This window comes from Streptomyces sp. NRRL WC-3605, assembly GCF_001509795.1.
GTDB classification, from domain to species: Bacteria; Actinomycetota; Actinomycetes; order Streptomycetales; family Streptomycetaceae; genus Streptomyces; species Streptomyces viridochromogenes.
On record NZ_LLZN01000041.1, the window covers coordinates 104,061 to 117,923 of the forward strand.

General features: G+C 74.4%; 14 protein-coding genes. 7 read left to right on the forward strand and 7 right to left on the reverse strand.

The features are described 5' to 3' along the window. Positions 1 to 17: 17 nt before the first annotated feature. Both ADL34_RS08935 and ADL34_RS08940 read right to left on the reverse strand, forming a co-directional pair. Positions 18 to 878 (reverse strand): universal stress protein, encoded by an 861-nt coding sequence (locus ADL34_RS08935; protein WP_079034038.1) that lies wholly within the window; start codon positions 876 to 878, stop codon positions 18 to 20. 174 nt (positions 879 to 1,052) lie between these two features. After that, entirely contained in the window at positions 1,053 to 2,780 is a 1,728-nt protein-coding gene (locus tag ADL34_RS08940; protein ID WP_062665657.1) for a GAF domain-containing sensor histidine kinase, read from the reverse strand. Between the two features lie 284 nt (positions 2,781 to 3,064). Here ADL34_RS08940 and ADL34_RS08945 point away from each other — a divergent pair, with 284 nt between their 5' ends. Beyond that, positions 3,065 to 3,532 (forward strand): pyridoxamine 5'-phosphate oxidase family protein, encoded by a 468-nt coding sequence (locus ADL34_RS08945; protein WP_062665659.1) that lies wholly within the window; start codon positions 3,065 to 3,067, stop codon positions 3,530 to 3,532. Positions 3,533 to 3,561: 29 nt separating this feature from the next. Here ADL34_RS08945 and ADL34_RS08950 read toward each other — a convergent pair whose 3' ends face one another. After that, positions 3,562 to 4,635: a zinc-dependent alcohol dehydrogenase family protein gene (locus tag ADL34_RS08950; protein WP_062665660.1), complete on the reverse strand. Its 1,074-nt coding sequence runs from the start codon at positions 4,633 to 4,635 to the stop codon at positions 3,562 to 3,564. A 177-nt stretch (positions 4,636 to 4,812) separates the two neighbouring features. On the opposite strand from ADL34_RS08950, the gene ADL34_RS08955 reads away from it, so the two are divergent. Beyond that, complete coding sequence (locus tag ADL34_RS08955) at positions 4,813 to 5,208, forward strand: STAS domain-containing protein (protein WP_199835546.1); 396 nt, start codon at positions 4,813 to 4,815, stop codon at positions 5,206 to 5,208. Positions 5,209 to 5,262: 54 nt separating this feature from the next. Here ADL34_RS08955 and ADL34_RS08960 read toward each other — a convergent pair whose 3' ends face one another. Together ADL34_RS08960 and ADL34_RS08965 are read right to left on the reverse strand one after the other, a co-directional pair. Beyond that, positions 5,263 to 7,662 carry a phosphoketolase gene (locus ADL34_RS08960; RefSeq protein WP_062665662.1) on the reverse strand — a complete coding sequence of 800 codons (2,400 nt, stop codon included), beginning with the start codon at positions 7,660 to 7,662 and terminating at the stop codon, positions 5,263 to 5,265. Positions 7,663 to 7,754: 92 nt separating this feature from the next. Then, positions 7,755 to 8,075, reverse strand: a complete 321-nt coding sequence (locus ADL34_RS08965) for a hypothetical protein (RefSeq protein WP_062665664.1) — start codon at positions 8,073 to 8,075, stop codon at positions 7,755 to 7,757. Between the two features lie 498 nt (positions 8,076 to 8,573). Here ADL34_RS08965 and ADL34_RS08970 point away from each other — a divergent pair, with 498 nt between their 5' ends. Then, on the forward strand, positions 8,574 to 9,038 hold the full coding sequence (locus tag ADL34_RS08970; protein WP_062665667.1) for a cyclic nucleotide-binding domain-containing protein: 465 nt from the start codon (positions 8,574 to 8,576) through the stop codon (positions 9,036 to 9,038). A gap of 119 nt (positions 9,039 to 9,157) precedes the next feature. Continuing rightward, positions 9,158 to 9,859 carry a response regulator gene (locus tag ADL34_RS08975; protein ID WP_062665669.1) on the forward strand — a complete coding sequence of 234 codons (702 nt, stop codon included), beginning with the start codon at positions 9,158 to 9,160 and terminating at the stop codon, positions 9,857 to 9,859. 10 nt (positions 9,860 to 9,869) lie between these two features. Here the strand turns inward: ADL34_RS08975 and ADL34_RS08980 are convergent, their stop codons facing one another. Continuing rightward, positions 9,870 to 10,835, reverse strand: a complete 966-nt coding sequence (locus ADL34_RS08980) for a pirin family protein (protein WP_062665671.1) — start codon at positions 10,833 to 10,835, stop codon at positions 9,870 to 9,872. A gap of 165 nt (positions 10,836 to 11,000) precedes the next feature. On the opposite strand from ADL34_RS08980, the gene ADL34_RS08985 reads away from it, so the two are divergent. From ADL34_RS08985 to ADL34_RS08995, 3 genes are read left to right on the forward strand one after another with little or no spacing between them, the layout of a single operon-like run. Further along, the gene (locus ADL34_RS08985) at positions 11,001 to 11,534 is read left to right on the forward strand and encodes a MarR family winged helix-turn-helix transcriptional regulator (protein WP_062665672.1); all 534 of its coding nucleotides are present in this window, start codon (positions 11,001 to 11,003) and stop codon (positions 11,532 to 11,534) included. Continuing rightward, the gene (locus ADL34_RS08990; RefSeq protein WP_062665674.1) at positions 11,531 to 11,992 is read left to right on the forward strand and encodes a winged helix DNA-binding protein; all 462 of its coding nucleotides are present in this window, start codon (positions 11,531 to 11,533) and stop codon (positions 11,990 to 11,992) included. Before ADL34_RS08985 ends, ADL34_RS08990 begins: the two co-directional genes overlap by 4 nt. Before the next feature lie 49 nt (positions 11,993 to 12,041). Beyond that, positions 12,042 to 12,389 (forward strand): tetratricopeptide repeat protein, encoded by a 348-nt coding sequence (locus tag ADL34_RS08995; protein ID WP_062665676.1) that lies wholly within the window; start codon positions 12,042 to 12,044, stop codon positions 12,387 to 12,389. Between the two features lie 57 nt (positions 12,390 to 12,446). Here ADL34_RS08995 and ADL34_RS09000 read toward each other — a convergent pair whose 3' ends face one another. Further along, complete coding sequence (locus ADL34_RS09000; protein ID WP_062739781.1) at positions 12,447 to 13,835, reverse strand: PepSY-associated TM helix domain-containing protein; 1,389 nt, start codon at positions 13,833 to 13,835, stop codon at positions 12,447 to 12,449. Between the last annotated feature and the right edge of the window lie 28 nt (positions 13,836 to 13,863).

Below are 13,863 nucleotides of genomic sequence, written 5' to 3' on the forward strand. Positions count from 1 at the left end.
TCCGCCCCCGGCAGGGGTCACGCCAGCTGCGGCACGATCGCCACCGGGCACTGTGCGTGGTGCAGCAGCGTGTGACCGACCCGGCCGAGTTGCAGGCCGAAGTGGCCGTGCCTGCGGCGGGCGCCCAGGACCACCAGGTCGGCCGCCCCCGAGCGGTCCACCAGGATCGTGCGGGCGGGGCCCTCGACCGTGGTCCGGCGCACCCGGACGTCCGGGTGTGCGGCCAGCGGGGCGCGCAGCGCCTCGTCGAGCAGGGTCGCGGCCCGCCGTTCGTCGGCGCCGTCCCCGGCGGTCTCGGCGCCGATCGGCGCGGGGCGCCGCCAGGCGCGCACGGCGTCCAGGGCGCAGCCGCGTAGCTCCGCCTCACGGACCGCGAAGTCCACCGCCCGGCCACTGGTCGCGGTGTCGCCCACCCCGAGCAGGACGCGCTCGTGCAGGCCGACGACGCCCGGATCGTCGCCCCGGACCACGATCACGGGGCAGCGGGCGCGGGCCGCCACACCCAGGCTGACGGAGCCGAGCAGCAGGCCCTTCAGCTCGCCGCGGCCCCGGTCGCCCACCACCAGGGCGTGGGCGTTGGCGCCCTCGTGCAGCAGGGCGTCGACGGCGTCGGCGGGCAGGATGTCCGTCGTGATCCTCAGTCCGGGGGCCCGGCGCGCGGCCCGCTCGGCCGCGGAGGTCACGAGGTGTTCGGCGAGGACGCGCTCGGAGAAGCGTCCGCCGCCCAGCGTCGGCACGGTGCCCGCGTAGCGCTCCCACAGGGAGGCGTGCACCAGCCGCAGTGTCAGTCCGTGGCGGACGGCCTCGTCCGCGGCCCAGTCGACCGCGACCAGGCTGGGATCCGATCCGTCGACGCCCACGATCAGGGGAAGCGTCATCACCCTCACCGCCTTCCGTCCGGCTGCCCGGCCGGACAGCCATCGGCTTTCCGATCCCACCGTCGCTCCGGAGGGGGCGACGGCACGAGAGGCGGACGGGCACCGGTCGTCGGCGAACGGCCCACACGGGGTGGGCCGGGCGGCCCACACGGGGCGTGCGGGGGACGGCTGCCGCTACCCGGTCGGCAGCGGCGCCCACCACACCAGCCGGGTTCCGCCGCCCTCAGGGCTGCTCAGCTCCAGGTCGCCGCCCGACTGCCGGGCCCGTTCCGCCATGTTGCGCAGGCCGCTGCGGCGGCCGCCCGACGGGATGCCGACGCCGTCGTCCGTGACGCCGAGGCGGACCCGGCCGGGCTCGGCGGCGAGGGCCACGTCGACCCGGCCGGCGCGTGCGTGGCGGGCCACGTTGGTCAGGGCCTCGGAGAGCACGGCCACCACGTGGTCGGCGATCTCCCGGGGCACGTCGGTGTCCACCAGGCCCTCCATCCGGACGCTGGGCGCGAAGCCCAGCACCGGTGCGGCCTCGCCCACGACCCGCACCACCCGCGCCCGCAGCCCCGACCCGGCGCCGCCCTCGCGCGAGCGCAGCCCGAAGATCGTGGACCGGATGATCTTGATGGTCTCGTCGAGGTCGTCCACGGCCCGCACGACGCGTTCGGCGGCCTCGGGGTGGTCGATGAAACGGCCGGCGCTCTGCAGGGTCATCCCCGTCGCGAACAGCCGCTGGATCGCCAGGTCGTGCAGGTCCCGGGCGATCCGGTCGCGGTCCTTGAGGACGGCGACCTCCTCGGCGTCCTGCCGCCGCTGCGCCAGCTCCATCGCGACGGCGGCCTGGGCGGCGAACGCCTGCAGCGTCTCCGTCTCCGACGGCGAGAACACGGTCTGCCCGGCCTCCCGCGCCAGCAACAGGACGCCCCGGACCTCGCCCTCGGCGGTGCCGATCGGCACGGCGACGGCGGGGCCGAGTCCGGCGAAGCGGGGCGGCTCCGGGGAGACCCGCGGGTCGTCGCCGACGTCCGCGCTGGTGACCGGAACGGCCCCGGTGAAGGCCAGCCCCATCAGCGTCGAGCCGACCGGCAGGACGAGCCCCTGGTGGGCCTCGGCGTCCAGTCCCACGGCGATCTCCACGGAGAGGGTGCCGGTGTCCTCCATGGGCATGCCGACCACGGCCAGGGACGAGGCGGTGATGTCGGCGGCCCGCTCGGCGATCAGCCGCAGCACCTCAACACGCCCGCCACCGGACAGCAGGGTGTGCGTGATCTCGGCGCCGGCCCGCAACCAGCGCTCCCTCTGCCGGGACTCCTCGTACAGCCGGGCGTTGTCGATGGCGACACCGGCCGCGACGGCCAGCGTCGACAGCACCGCCTCGTCCTCGCCGTCGAACTGCGCCCCGCCCCGCTTCTCGGTGAGGTACAGATTGCCGAACACCTGGTCGCGGACCCGGATGGGGACGCCGAGGAACGTGTTCATCGGCGGGTGGTTGGGCGGGAAGCCGTACGACGCCGGATGCTCCGAGATCTTGGTCAGGCGCAGCGGTTCGGGGTGGCGGATCAGCTCGCCGAGGATGCCGTGGCCCTCCGGGTAGTGGCCGATCCGGGCGATCTGCTCGTCGCTGACGCCCACGGTGTGGAAAGCGGACAGCCGCTTGCCGTCCGGGCCGATCACCCCGAGCGCGGCGTACTCGGCGTCGACGAGGACGGCCGCCGCCTCGACGATGCTGTACAGGGCCTGTTCGAGGTTCAGGTCCCGGCCGACGGAGAGCACCGCCTCCAGGAGGCTGTGCACCCGGTCGCGGGTGCCGCGGGCCGCGTCCAGGCGCGCCTGCAGCTCCTCCAGCAACTCGTCCAGCCTCAGCTGCGGCAGCCTGATGCGTGCCTGCCGCGGCGTCTCGGCGCTTCCCACCTGCGTCTCCTCCGGTTCCGCGGGCGGCCGGACCGGGCCGCTCCGGACAGGCACCACGCTACCGGCCGCCGGTGCGCGCCTGCATGGAATCGGCCGTGCCCGCACGCCCCGTGCGCCCGTGCGCCGCACCTGGGTCCTCCGGGCCCCCCACAGGGCCGCTCGGCCCTGGCGCCGGGCGGCGACACGAGGGATGGTTGAGACAGGAGCGGCACCGATCCCCCGCGGTGTCGCTCCGTGTGTGCAGGCGCGACACGACGCGCGACCCACCCCTACGGAAGCCCGTGATGGTTCACGACGACACCCGGCCGGCCCTCGTGGGGCCGCGCCGACGCATCGAGCTCGACGGCGCCGAGGCGCTGCGGCTGCTGGGCAGCGTGTCCCTGGGCCGGATCGTCTTCACCCGGCACGCGCTGCCCACGGTCCGCCCGGTCAACCACGTCCTGGACGGCGGGGACATCGTCATCCGCACCCACGAGGGCGCCGCCCTGACGTCCCGCACCGAACGGGTCGGGGACCCCGGGGTGGTCGTCGCCTACGAGGCGGACGCCATCGATCCGCGCACGCATCTCGGCTGGAGCGTGGTGGTGACCGGATACGCCCGCCTGGTGACCGATCCCGAGGACCTCGCGCGCTGCCGGGCGCTGGTGCGGCCGTGGATGGACCAGGCGATGGATCAGGCGGTCCGGATCCGCCCCGACCTGGTCACCGGCATCCTGCTGACCGCCGCGGACGACTGCCCGGCCGGGGCCTGAGACCCGCCCCCTGGGCGGACCGGCCGCTCTCAGGCCGCCGCCACCGGCACGATCTCGTCGTGGTGCTCGCCGCCGAGGACCACCTTCAGGGCCCCGGTGTCGGCGGCGCCGGCGAAGACGTCGTACGCCTCCTGCATCTGGTCGAGGACGAAGGTGTGGGTGACGAGGTCGGCGGTGGGCAGCCGGCCGGCGGCCGCCATCCGCAGCAGGGTCGGCGTGGAGTAGGTGTCGACGAGGCCGGTGGTGAGCGTGATGTTCTTGATCCAGAGGTCTTCCAGGTGCAGGGTCGCGGGGGCGCCGTGCACGCCGACGTTGGCGACGTGCCCGCCGGGGCGGACCATGCGGGTGCACAGCTCGAAGGTCGCCGGGATGCCGACCGCCTCGACGACGACGTCCGCGCCGAGTCCGTCCGTCAGATCGGCGACCAGTTGCTCGGGCGTCTCGCGGGCGTCGGCGACCGCGTCCGCGCCGAGCCGCCGGGCGGCCTCCAGCCGGGTGGGCGCGAGGTCGACGGCCACGATCCGTTCCGGTGAGAACAGCCGGGCCGTGGCGACGGCCGCCAGCCCGACGGGCCCGGCGCCGACCACGACGACGGTGTCGCCGGGCCGCACCCGCCCGTTGAGCACGCCCACCTCGTACGACGTCGGGAAGATGTCGGCGAGCAGTACGGCCGCCTCGTCGGACAGGGTGCCCGGCAGCGGGTGCACGGACAGGTCGGCGTACGGGACGCGGACGTACTCGGCCTGGGTGCCGTCGATCAGATGGCCGAGGATCCAGCCCCCGCCGCCCCGGCACTGCCCGTACGCCGCCTGCCGGCAGTAGGAGCAGCGCCCGCACGCCGTGATGCAGGAGACCAGCACGCGGTCCCCGGGGCGTACGGTCCGTACGTCGCCGCCGACCTCGACGATCTCGCCGACCGCCTCGTGCCCGAGGACGGTGCCGGGGCGGACCTCCGGCACGTCGCCCTTGAGGATGTGAAGGTCCGTGCCGCAGATGGTGACGGTTCCGACGCGCACGACGGCGTCGGTGGGTTCCTTCAGGGCCGGGTCGGGGACCTCCTCCCAGGCGGCCTGGCCGGTGCCGTGGAACACGTAACCCTTCATGGCACTCCTCACCCCACTCGTCCGGTGCGTCCCGCATCTCCAGCTTGACCCGGATGGGCGAGGCCCGCACGGGCCGGACGAGCCCCCCGCGGCCGCCCCCGTGCGGGACCGGGGGCCCACCCGGCAGGGACCTACGGCCCTGTCGCCCGCGCGCCCGGCGGAGGTTTGATCGGTGCCATGACCGAGAACCGCACCGAGCCCGCCGGCACCGGGGCACGAGGTGCCGGCGACGGGCCGGCCGTCGTGGCGCTGCGCGGCGAGATCGACCTCAGTACCGCGACCTCGCTCATGATGCGCCTGGACGCCCTGACGTCGGCCCCGTCCCCGGATCTCGTGCTCGACCTGCGCGGTGTGACCTTCATCGACTGCGCCGGCCTCGGTGTGCTGTGCCGGGTCCGCAATCGGGTCCGGGCCCGGGAGGGCCGGCTCCGGCTGGTCAGCGAGAGCGCCCGGTTCCGGCGGATGCTGCGCCTGGCGGACCTGGGCGGCGCCTTCGAGGTCGCGTCCCGGCTGCCGGACGTCATGTCCCGGCCGGTGGACACGGCCGCGGGGGCGCGGGCCGCCCTGCGCTGAGCCTTGCGCCCAGCCACGCGTCGGCTTCCCGCACCCCCGCGTCCCCGCGCCCGGTCAGGAGTTCCAGGACCAGTCGGCCACCTCGGGCAGGTCGGTGCCGTGCTCGCGGATCCAGGCGTGATGGCGGGTGCGGGCGTCCACCATGGCCTGCCGTACGGCGGCGGCCCGCACCGCGAGGCCGGGGACCCGGTCGACGACGTCCATGACGAGCCGGTAGCGGTCCAGGTCGTTGCGCACCACCATGTCGAACGGCGTGGTCGTGGTGCCGGACTCCTTGTAGCCGCGCACATGCATCTCGGAGTGCCCGGCGCGGCGGTACGCGAGGCGGTGGATCAGCCACGGGTAGCCGTGGTAGGCGAAGATCACCGGCTTGTCGCGGGTGAACAGTCCGTCGTACTCGAAGTCGCTCATGCCGTGCGGGTGTTCCTCGCGCGGCAGCAGCCGGGTCATGTCGACGACGTTGACCACGCGGACGGCGAGCTGCGGCAGGTGGCGGCGCAGCAGCTGCGCCGCCGCGAGCACCTCCTGGGTGGGCACGTCCCCGGCGCAGGCCAGCACGACGTCGGGTTCGCCGCCGTTCTCGGTGCCGGCCCACTCCCAGATGCCCGCGCCGCGCGCGCAGTGGTCGCGTGCGGCGTCCATGGACAGCCAGTCGAAGCAGGGCTGTTTCCCGGCCACGATCACGTTGACGTAGTCGCGGCTGCGCAGGGCGTGGTCCGCGACCGACAGCAGGGTGTTGGCGTCCGGCGGCAGGTAGACCCGCACCACCTCGGGGCTCTTGTTGAGGACGTGGTCGACGAAGCCGGGGTCCTGGTGGGAGAAGCCGTTGTGGTCCTGGCGCCAGACGTGCGAGGTCAGCAGGTAGTTGAGGGAGGCCACCGGGGCCCGCCACGGCAGCCGCCGGGACGTCCGCAGCCATTTGATGTGCTGGTTGACCATCGAGTCGACGATGTGCACGAACGCCTCGTAGCAGGAGAACAGCCCGTGCCGGCCGGTCAGCAGGTAGCCCTCCAGCCAGCCCTGGCAGAGGTGTTCGCTCAGCACCTCCATGACCCGGCCGTGCCGGTCCAGGTGCTCGTCGACGGGCAGGGTACCCGCCTGCCACGCCTTGCCGCTGGCGTCGAACACGGCCTGGAGCCGGTTGGAGGCGGTCTCGTCCGGGCCGACGAGCCGGAAGTCGCGGCGCGCCCGGGTGTCGTTCATGACCTGTTCCAGCAGGTCGCCGAGGACGCGGGTCGGCTCGTGCAGGGTCACGCCGGGCTTGTCGACGGGCACGGCGAAGCGGTCCAGCGACGGGACGGGCAGGTCGTGCAGGAGGAGGCCGCCGTTGGCGTACGGGGTGGCGCCCAGCCGCCGGGCGCCCTGGGGCACGCAGGCGAGGACGTCGGCGACGGGCCGGCCGTCCGCGTCGAAGAGCTCCTCGGGCCGGTAGGAGCGCAGCCAGGCCTCCAGCTGCCGCAGGTGCTCGGGGTTGTCGCGGACCCCGGCGAGCGGGACCTGGTGCGAGCGCCAGGTGCCCTCGACGGGGAGCCCGTCGACCTCGCGGGGGCCGGTCCAGCCCTTCGGGGTGCGCAGCACGACCACCGGCCAGTGGACGCGCTCGGTGACGCCCTCCTCGCGGGCGGAGCGCTGCATGAGGGCGATCCGGTCGAGCGCCGTGTCGAGGGCCCGCGCCAGGGCCCGGTGGACGGCGGCCGGATCGTCGCCGGTGACGTGGATCGGTTCGTGGCCGTATCCCCGCAGCAGTGCGTCGAGTTCGGCCTCGGGCAGCCGGGACAGCACGGTCGGGTTGGCGATCTTGTAGCCGTTGAGGTGCAGGATCGGCAGGACGGCGCCGTCGTGGACGGGGTCGAGGAACTTGTTGGAGTGCCAGGAGGCGGCGAGCGGCCCGGTCTCCGCCTCTCCGTCGCCGATGACGCAGGCGACCAGCAGGTCCGGGTGGTCGAAGGCGGCGCCGTAGGCGTGGGCCAGCGAGTAGCCGAGCTCACCGCCCTCGTGGATGGACCCCGGCACCTCCGGCGCCACATGGCTCGGCACGCCGCCGGGGAAGGAGAACTGCCGGAACAGCCGCTCCATGCCGGTCGCGTCCCGGGAGACGTCCGGATAGTGCTCGCCGTAGCTGCCGTCCAGCCAGGAGCCGGCGAGGACGGACGGCCCGCCGTGTCCCGGGCCCCACACGCACAGCGTGTCCAGGCCGCGGGCGGAGATCACACGGTTGAGGTGGGTGTAGACCAGGTTGAGGCCGGGCGAGGTGCCCCAGTGGCCGAGGAGGCGCGGCTTGATGTGCTCGGGCCGCAGCGGCTCGGTCAGCAGCGGGTTGGCCATCAGGTAGATCTGCCCGGCGGCCAGGTAGTTGGAGGCCCGCCAGTGGGCGTCCAGCGTGCGCAGTTCGTCGTCGGAGAGTGCCGTGTCGTCGGAGAGTGCCGTGGAGGGGTGGGGGTCCACCTGGGACATGAGAGGTCTCCGGGGTCGGTGGTCGTCGGTTCGCTCGCGTGCGGGGGTCCGGTGGTCGGGGTGCTGTGTGCGGGTGCGCCCGTCCTCGCATTTCACTCCGGTCCGGGGACCATGGCCACCGGGCGGGCCGGCCGGTGCGGTACGCCGTGCACCACCCGGCCGAGGTGCCCGGCGGGCCGGTGCCCCCGCCCGGCGCCGCCGACCAGCGGGTCTGCGGCGTACGAGGCGTCCACGAGGACGGTACGGGCGGGCCCCTCGGCCGTGCGGCGGTGTGCGACGACGCCGGCCGGGACGTCGCCCGGCGCCTTGTCCAGTACCTCGGCCGCCCGCGGCTCATGCGCCCGAGGGTGCTCCCCGGCCGCGCGGCTCTCGCGCGATCCGGCGCTGCCGCAGAGCCTGACGGTGCGGGTCATGGCCTCCCCTCCTGAGCCGGTCCCGCCGACACGGGCGCCGTCCACGGCCATGAGGCCCGCGAGGGCCGCAGGACCTCCCGGTCCACGGCCGTGGAGCCCGCGAGGGCCGCGGGACCGGACGTGGACCGGCGCGTGCCGGTCCGTGCCGAGCGGTGCGGTGGGCCACGTCCGGGCCCACCGCACCTCCTCTCCCCCCGGTCGGCACAGCGAGGGGCCGCGGCGGACGGGCGGGGCGTGTGGTGAGCGAGCGCGGGCCCCGGTGCCGTCCGCCGTGCCTCACCCTCCCGGTGTCCGGGGCACCGCGCCCGATGCCGAAGGTCCGCCTTCAGGGGTCCAACGGCCCTTCCCGCGCGGCCCGGTCCGGGTCTACGGCGCGAGTGTCCGCGACGGGATCCGGACGGCCCGCCGGGATGGGGCCCAATGGCCCTGGCGCCCCCGGGCGCGGCGGGCGGACGCTGGCGGTGGGGATAGTCCCTGGTCGTCGTCGGGAGGCATGCCATGATCACCACCTCTGCTCCCAGCATGACGCGCGCCCTGGACGCGGAGCGGCGGCAGCGGCTCATGCTCCTCGCCCGCGAGGTCTCCTTCCCGCAGGGTGCGCGGATCTTCGAGGAGGGCGCACGGGCCGACCGGTTCTGGATCATCCGCACCGGCACCGTCGAGCTGGACATGCGGGTCCCGGGCCGCCGCCCGGCCGTCATCGAGAGCCTGCGGCACAACGAACTCCTCGGCTGGTCCTGGCTGTTCTCCCCGCACGTGTGGCACCTGGGCGCCGAGGCGACGACGCCGGTGCGGGCGTACGAGTTCGACGCCGAGGCCGTACGGTCGCTGTGCCGGGACGATCCGGCGCTCGGCCACGCGGTGTCCCAGTGGGTCGGTGACGTACTCGCCCACCGTCTGCGCTGCGCGCGTGCGCGGCTGCTCGACCTGTACGCCCCCTACGGGGCGGGTACCGCCGTCTGACCGGCGGAGCGGCGGATGGGGCCGGTCGGCCCTAGTGCGTCCGGCCCCGGCGAGCGATGATCGGGAGGAGGAGCGGTCGGCCGGCCGCTTCCGTTGTGCCGTCGGGACAGGGAAGCGTCATGACCGAGTCAGGAACGTTCACGGAGCAGAACCCGATCCGCGTGTTCCTCCTCGACGACCACGAGGTCGTACGCCGGGGCCTGACGGATCTGCTGGACGCCGAGCCGGACATCTCGGTGGTGGGTGACGCGGACACCGTCGAACACGCGCTCGTCCGAGGCCCGGCCCTGCGCCCGCACGTCGCGGTGCTGGACGTCCGTCTCCCGGACGGCGACGGCATCACGGTCTGCCGCGAGCTGCGCAGTCAGATGCCCGGGCTGGCCTGCCTGATGCTGACGTCGTTCGACGACGAGGAGGCCCTGCTGGACGCCATCATGGCCGGCGCCTCGGGCTATGTCCTGAAGCAGATCAAGGGCTCCGACCTGGTCTCCGCGGTCCGCACGGTCGCCTCGGGCCAGTCCATGCTGGACCCGGCGACGACGGCCCGCCTGATGCGCTCGCTGCGCGCGGACCCCGTGGAGACACCGTCCGTCGCGCCGGAACTCGCGGGCCTGTCGCCCCGGGAGCGGGACATCCTGGCCCTGATCGGTGACGGCCTGACGAACCGCGAGATCGGCAAGAGGCTCTACCTCTCGGAGAAGACCGTCAAGAACCACATCTCCCGCCTCCTGGCCAAGCTCGGCGTACAGCGCCGCGTCCAGGCAGCGGTCCTGGCCTCCCACCTGGAACACCCGGAGCCGGGCGACCGCCCGGCCCGGTGAACCCGGCGCCTCAGCGCACGCGCCCCCGGGGCTTCAGCGGGGTCGCAGGCAGTTGCGGGGCCGGGAGCGGGGCGCCGTCGTAGCCCTTCACCTCGCCGAAGCGGGTGCCGTCCATCCAGTCCCGCCGCGCCTGCTCGATCTCCTCCTGGGTACGGCCGATCCAGTTCCAGAACATGATCAGCTCCTCCTCGAACGGCTCGCCGCCGAGGAGCATCACGGCCGCGTCCGACTCGGCGCGCAGCGGGAGTTCGGTGCGGCCGCAGCCGAGGTAGAGCATCGAGCCCGGCAGCACCGGTACGCCGTCCACATGGGCCTCGCCGGACATCGACAGCACGGCGTACTCGAAGTCCGGTTCCAGCGGCAGGCGGACGTCGGCGCCCCGGCTCAGCGCCAGGTCGGCGCCGACGATCGGGGTGTACGCCGTGCCGGGCGAGCTCGCGCCGTCGAGGTCGCCGAGGATCAGCGTGGCCCGCAGGCCCGGCGCGGTGACGATCGGCAGGTCGGCGTGGTGCTCGAAGTGCGGCTCGGTGTGCCGGTGGCCGTCGGGCAGCGCCACCCAGAGCTGGGCGCCGTGCAGGAAGCGGGCGTGGGCGCGTGGGCTCTCCTCCGAGTGGCTGATCGCCCGGCCGGAGGTCATCAGGCCCAGCTCGCGCGGGCGGATCGTCTGGAGGCTGCCCGTGGAGTCCCGGTGCAGCACCTCGCCCTCGTGCAGCCAGCTCACCGTCTGCAGGCCCATGTGCGGGTGCGGGGGCACCTGCATGCCGGGCTCGTCGGCGATGTCGTCGGGGCCGTAGTGGTCGACGAAGCACCAGGCGCCGACCATGCGCCGACCCAGGTTGGGGAGCAGCCGGCGGACCTCGGTGGACTCGCCGAGCCGTACCCGCCGGGGGCTGAGGAGTTCGCGGACGGGCTCCGCGACGACGAACCCGCGGCCGCCGCAGACGGAGGGCACCGCCTCGCGATCAAGATTGCTCATGGCGCCCAAACTAACCCCCTCCGGGGCGCCCCGTCAGTCCGTCGTACGGGCTGTCTTGCGGGCGGGCGGGCGTCCGGCGGCGGGTTCCGGGTGGGTACGGGCCCCCGGAGCGAGCGCGCCGAGAAATAGTAGCCATGGATATAGTAGCCATGTACTGTTTTTCTCATGAGCACGGGTTCCATGAACGCCACCCCCGGCTACCTGGTGTGGCGGCTGTCGACGAAGTGGCGGGTCGCGGTCGACCGGGCCGTGGCCCCGCTGGGGCTCACCCACGCCCAGTACGCCGTGGTGGCCTCCCTGTACGGCATGCGGCGCGCGGGCGAACGCCCAAGCCAGCGGCGACTGGCCGACCACACCGGCCTGGAGCCGCTGTACGTCTCCAAGCTGGCGCGCTCCCTGGAGAGCGCCGGCCTCCTCGAACGCACCCGTGACCCCCGTGACCCGCGGGCGGTCCAGCTGGCGCTGACCGAGCAGGGCCGGGAGCGGGCCCGGAAGGCGATCGACGTGGTGCACGGACTGCACGAGCGCTGGCTCGCCCCGCTCGGCGGCCTCGACAGCCCCACCGCACGGGAGTTCACCCAGGTTCTGGCGACCCTGCTCGACGCACCCCTCGATCCGCCGGCGCCGGGCAGCCGGCACGACAGCGAGCACGACGACCACGAGCACAAGGACCACGAGCACGACAAGGAGCAGTCATGACCACCACCCCTCCCCGTCTCGATCCGCGCGTCATAGCCTTGGCCCACTACGCGAGCCGCGCCCTCCTGGAGCGTGTACTGGCCCGCCACGGCGCCACCTTCCAGCAGTCCGTCACCCTGCGCGTGGCCGCCCTCGCCGACGGGCCGCTCGAGCGCGACCACCTCGCCGGCCAGGTGACCGGTTCGCTCAAGTGCACGCCGGAGGAGGCCCGTTCCGTGGTCGACGAGTTGGTGAGCGCCGGCCTGCTGGCACCCGAGGGCCCGTCCGCCGTGCGCATCACGGACGCGGGACGCGAGACGCACACCACCACGTCCGCCGAGACGGCCCCGATCTCAGCCCGGGTCTACGCGGACCTGCCGGAGGAGGACCTGGTCGCCGCCGGGCGGGTGCTCACGCTCATCACCGAGCGGGCGAACCGTGAGCTCGCGGCCCTGACCCAGGACACGGCCGCCAGCTAGTGGAATATTCAACCACTCGGGCCGGTTGACCCGCGCGAAGGAGGTCAGAGTGGAGACGACGTACTACGACCACGGGACAACGGCCGAGCGCTGGGAGCGGGCGCGGATGTTCTTCGACGCCAAGGACTACGCCGCCGCGGCGCGGGTCCTCGGCAGCCTGGTCGAGGAGGTGCCGGAGCAGACCGGGCCGCGGCTGCTGCTGGCCCGTGCCTACTACCACTCGGCCCAACTGCGCCGCGCCGAGGACGAGTTGCGCGTCATCGTCGAGCGCGACCCGGTGGAGCACTACGCCCGGCTGATGCTGGGCCGCACGCTCCAGCGCCAGGGGCGGCACGAGGAGGCCGAGCCGCACATGCGCCTGGCCTCCGCGCTGGCCGGCGACTTCGAGCAGGCCTGAGGCGCGGCCGGACAGGCAGGGGCCCGGACTCCGTACCGACGGGGTCCGGGCCCCTCCTCACGACGCCTCCTGGGGGCTCCCCCGCCGATGCGCGATCTCCCCGCGTACGGCGTCCACGACGACGAACCCCGCCAGCGGGATGCCGAGCAACGGGACGACGTAGCCGAGCGCCGCGACCAGCGCGGCCAGGGGGACGAGGACGCGCGGAGGCACCTGCCGCCAGGCGCCGCGTGGCACCGGCCGTCCGAACGACGTGCCCCGCCCACGCTGCCACCACATGCGGTAGCCCCACACGATCAGCAGGATCAGCGCGAGCGTCAGCGCCATCAGGGCGATCTGGTTGACCAGCCCGAACAGGACGCCGGTGTGCAGGTCGATGCCCCAGCGGGTCAGCTTGGCGAGCACCGGGAAGTCCTCGAACCGCAGGACGTCGGTGACCTCGCCGGACGCCGGGTCGACGGCGACGGCGTCCTGTTTCGTCGGCCAGGCGCGCTGTACCTGCCGGACCTCGTAGGCGGACGTCGCGTCGGCGGGCGGCACGATCTCCACCGGGTCCGACAGGCCCTCGGAGCGGGCGGCGGCGAGGACCGTGTCGAGACCGACGCCCTGTCCGCCGGCGCCGCCGGCCGTCGCGGCGCCGCCGTGGCCCCCGTGATCGCCGCCGGCCGTCGCCGTGATCGACGGGGTGGCCTGGCGCAGCGAGGTGCGCAGGTCGTCGATGTGCGCTCCGGCGTACGTCGACCAGGTCAGGCCGGTCGCCGACAGGAAGAGGAAGCCGAGGGCCGCCCAGACGCCGACCGTGCCGTGCAGGCCGAGGGTGCGCCGGCGGCCGGTGGTGCCGCGCACCCGGCGCAGGGCGCGCCGGCGGGAGAACCACAGCGCCAGTCCGCCGGCCGCGATCACCCACAGCCAGCTGGCGGCGAGTTCGCTGTACAGGCGCCCCGGCTCACCGAGGTGGAGGTCGCGGTGGAACTCGTCGATCCAGGTGCGCAGCGGAAGCGCGCCGGTGGAGCCGTACTGCTCCAGGGCGCCGCGCACTTCGGCGGTGTACGGGTCGACGAACACGGCCAGCGTGTGGCCGGCTTCGACGCCGTCGGCCCCGGAGAGCATCACGCGGGTGGACTCGTCGTCGGCCGGGGAGGGCCGTACGGCCGTGACCGTGCCCTCGGGGTGGGCCTTCCGGGCGGCGGCGACCTGCTGCGACACCGGCAGTTCGGTGTCGCCGACAGGGACGTACATCTCGTGGGCGTAGAGCAGCTTCTCGGCCTGGAACGCGCCCGCGTACAGGAATCCGGTGGCGGCGGCGACGAGGAGGAACGGGGCGACGAGCACCCCGGCGTAGAAGTGCAGCCGCAGGACCAGCGGGCGCAGGGCCGCCCAGCCGCGGCGGGGCGGGGCCGGGGCGTCCGGCGCCGGGGCCGGGGCGGTCGAGGGGGCGGTGGACATCGGCGGGTCTCCGGGGGGGGGGGCGGGG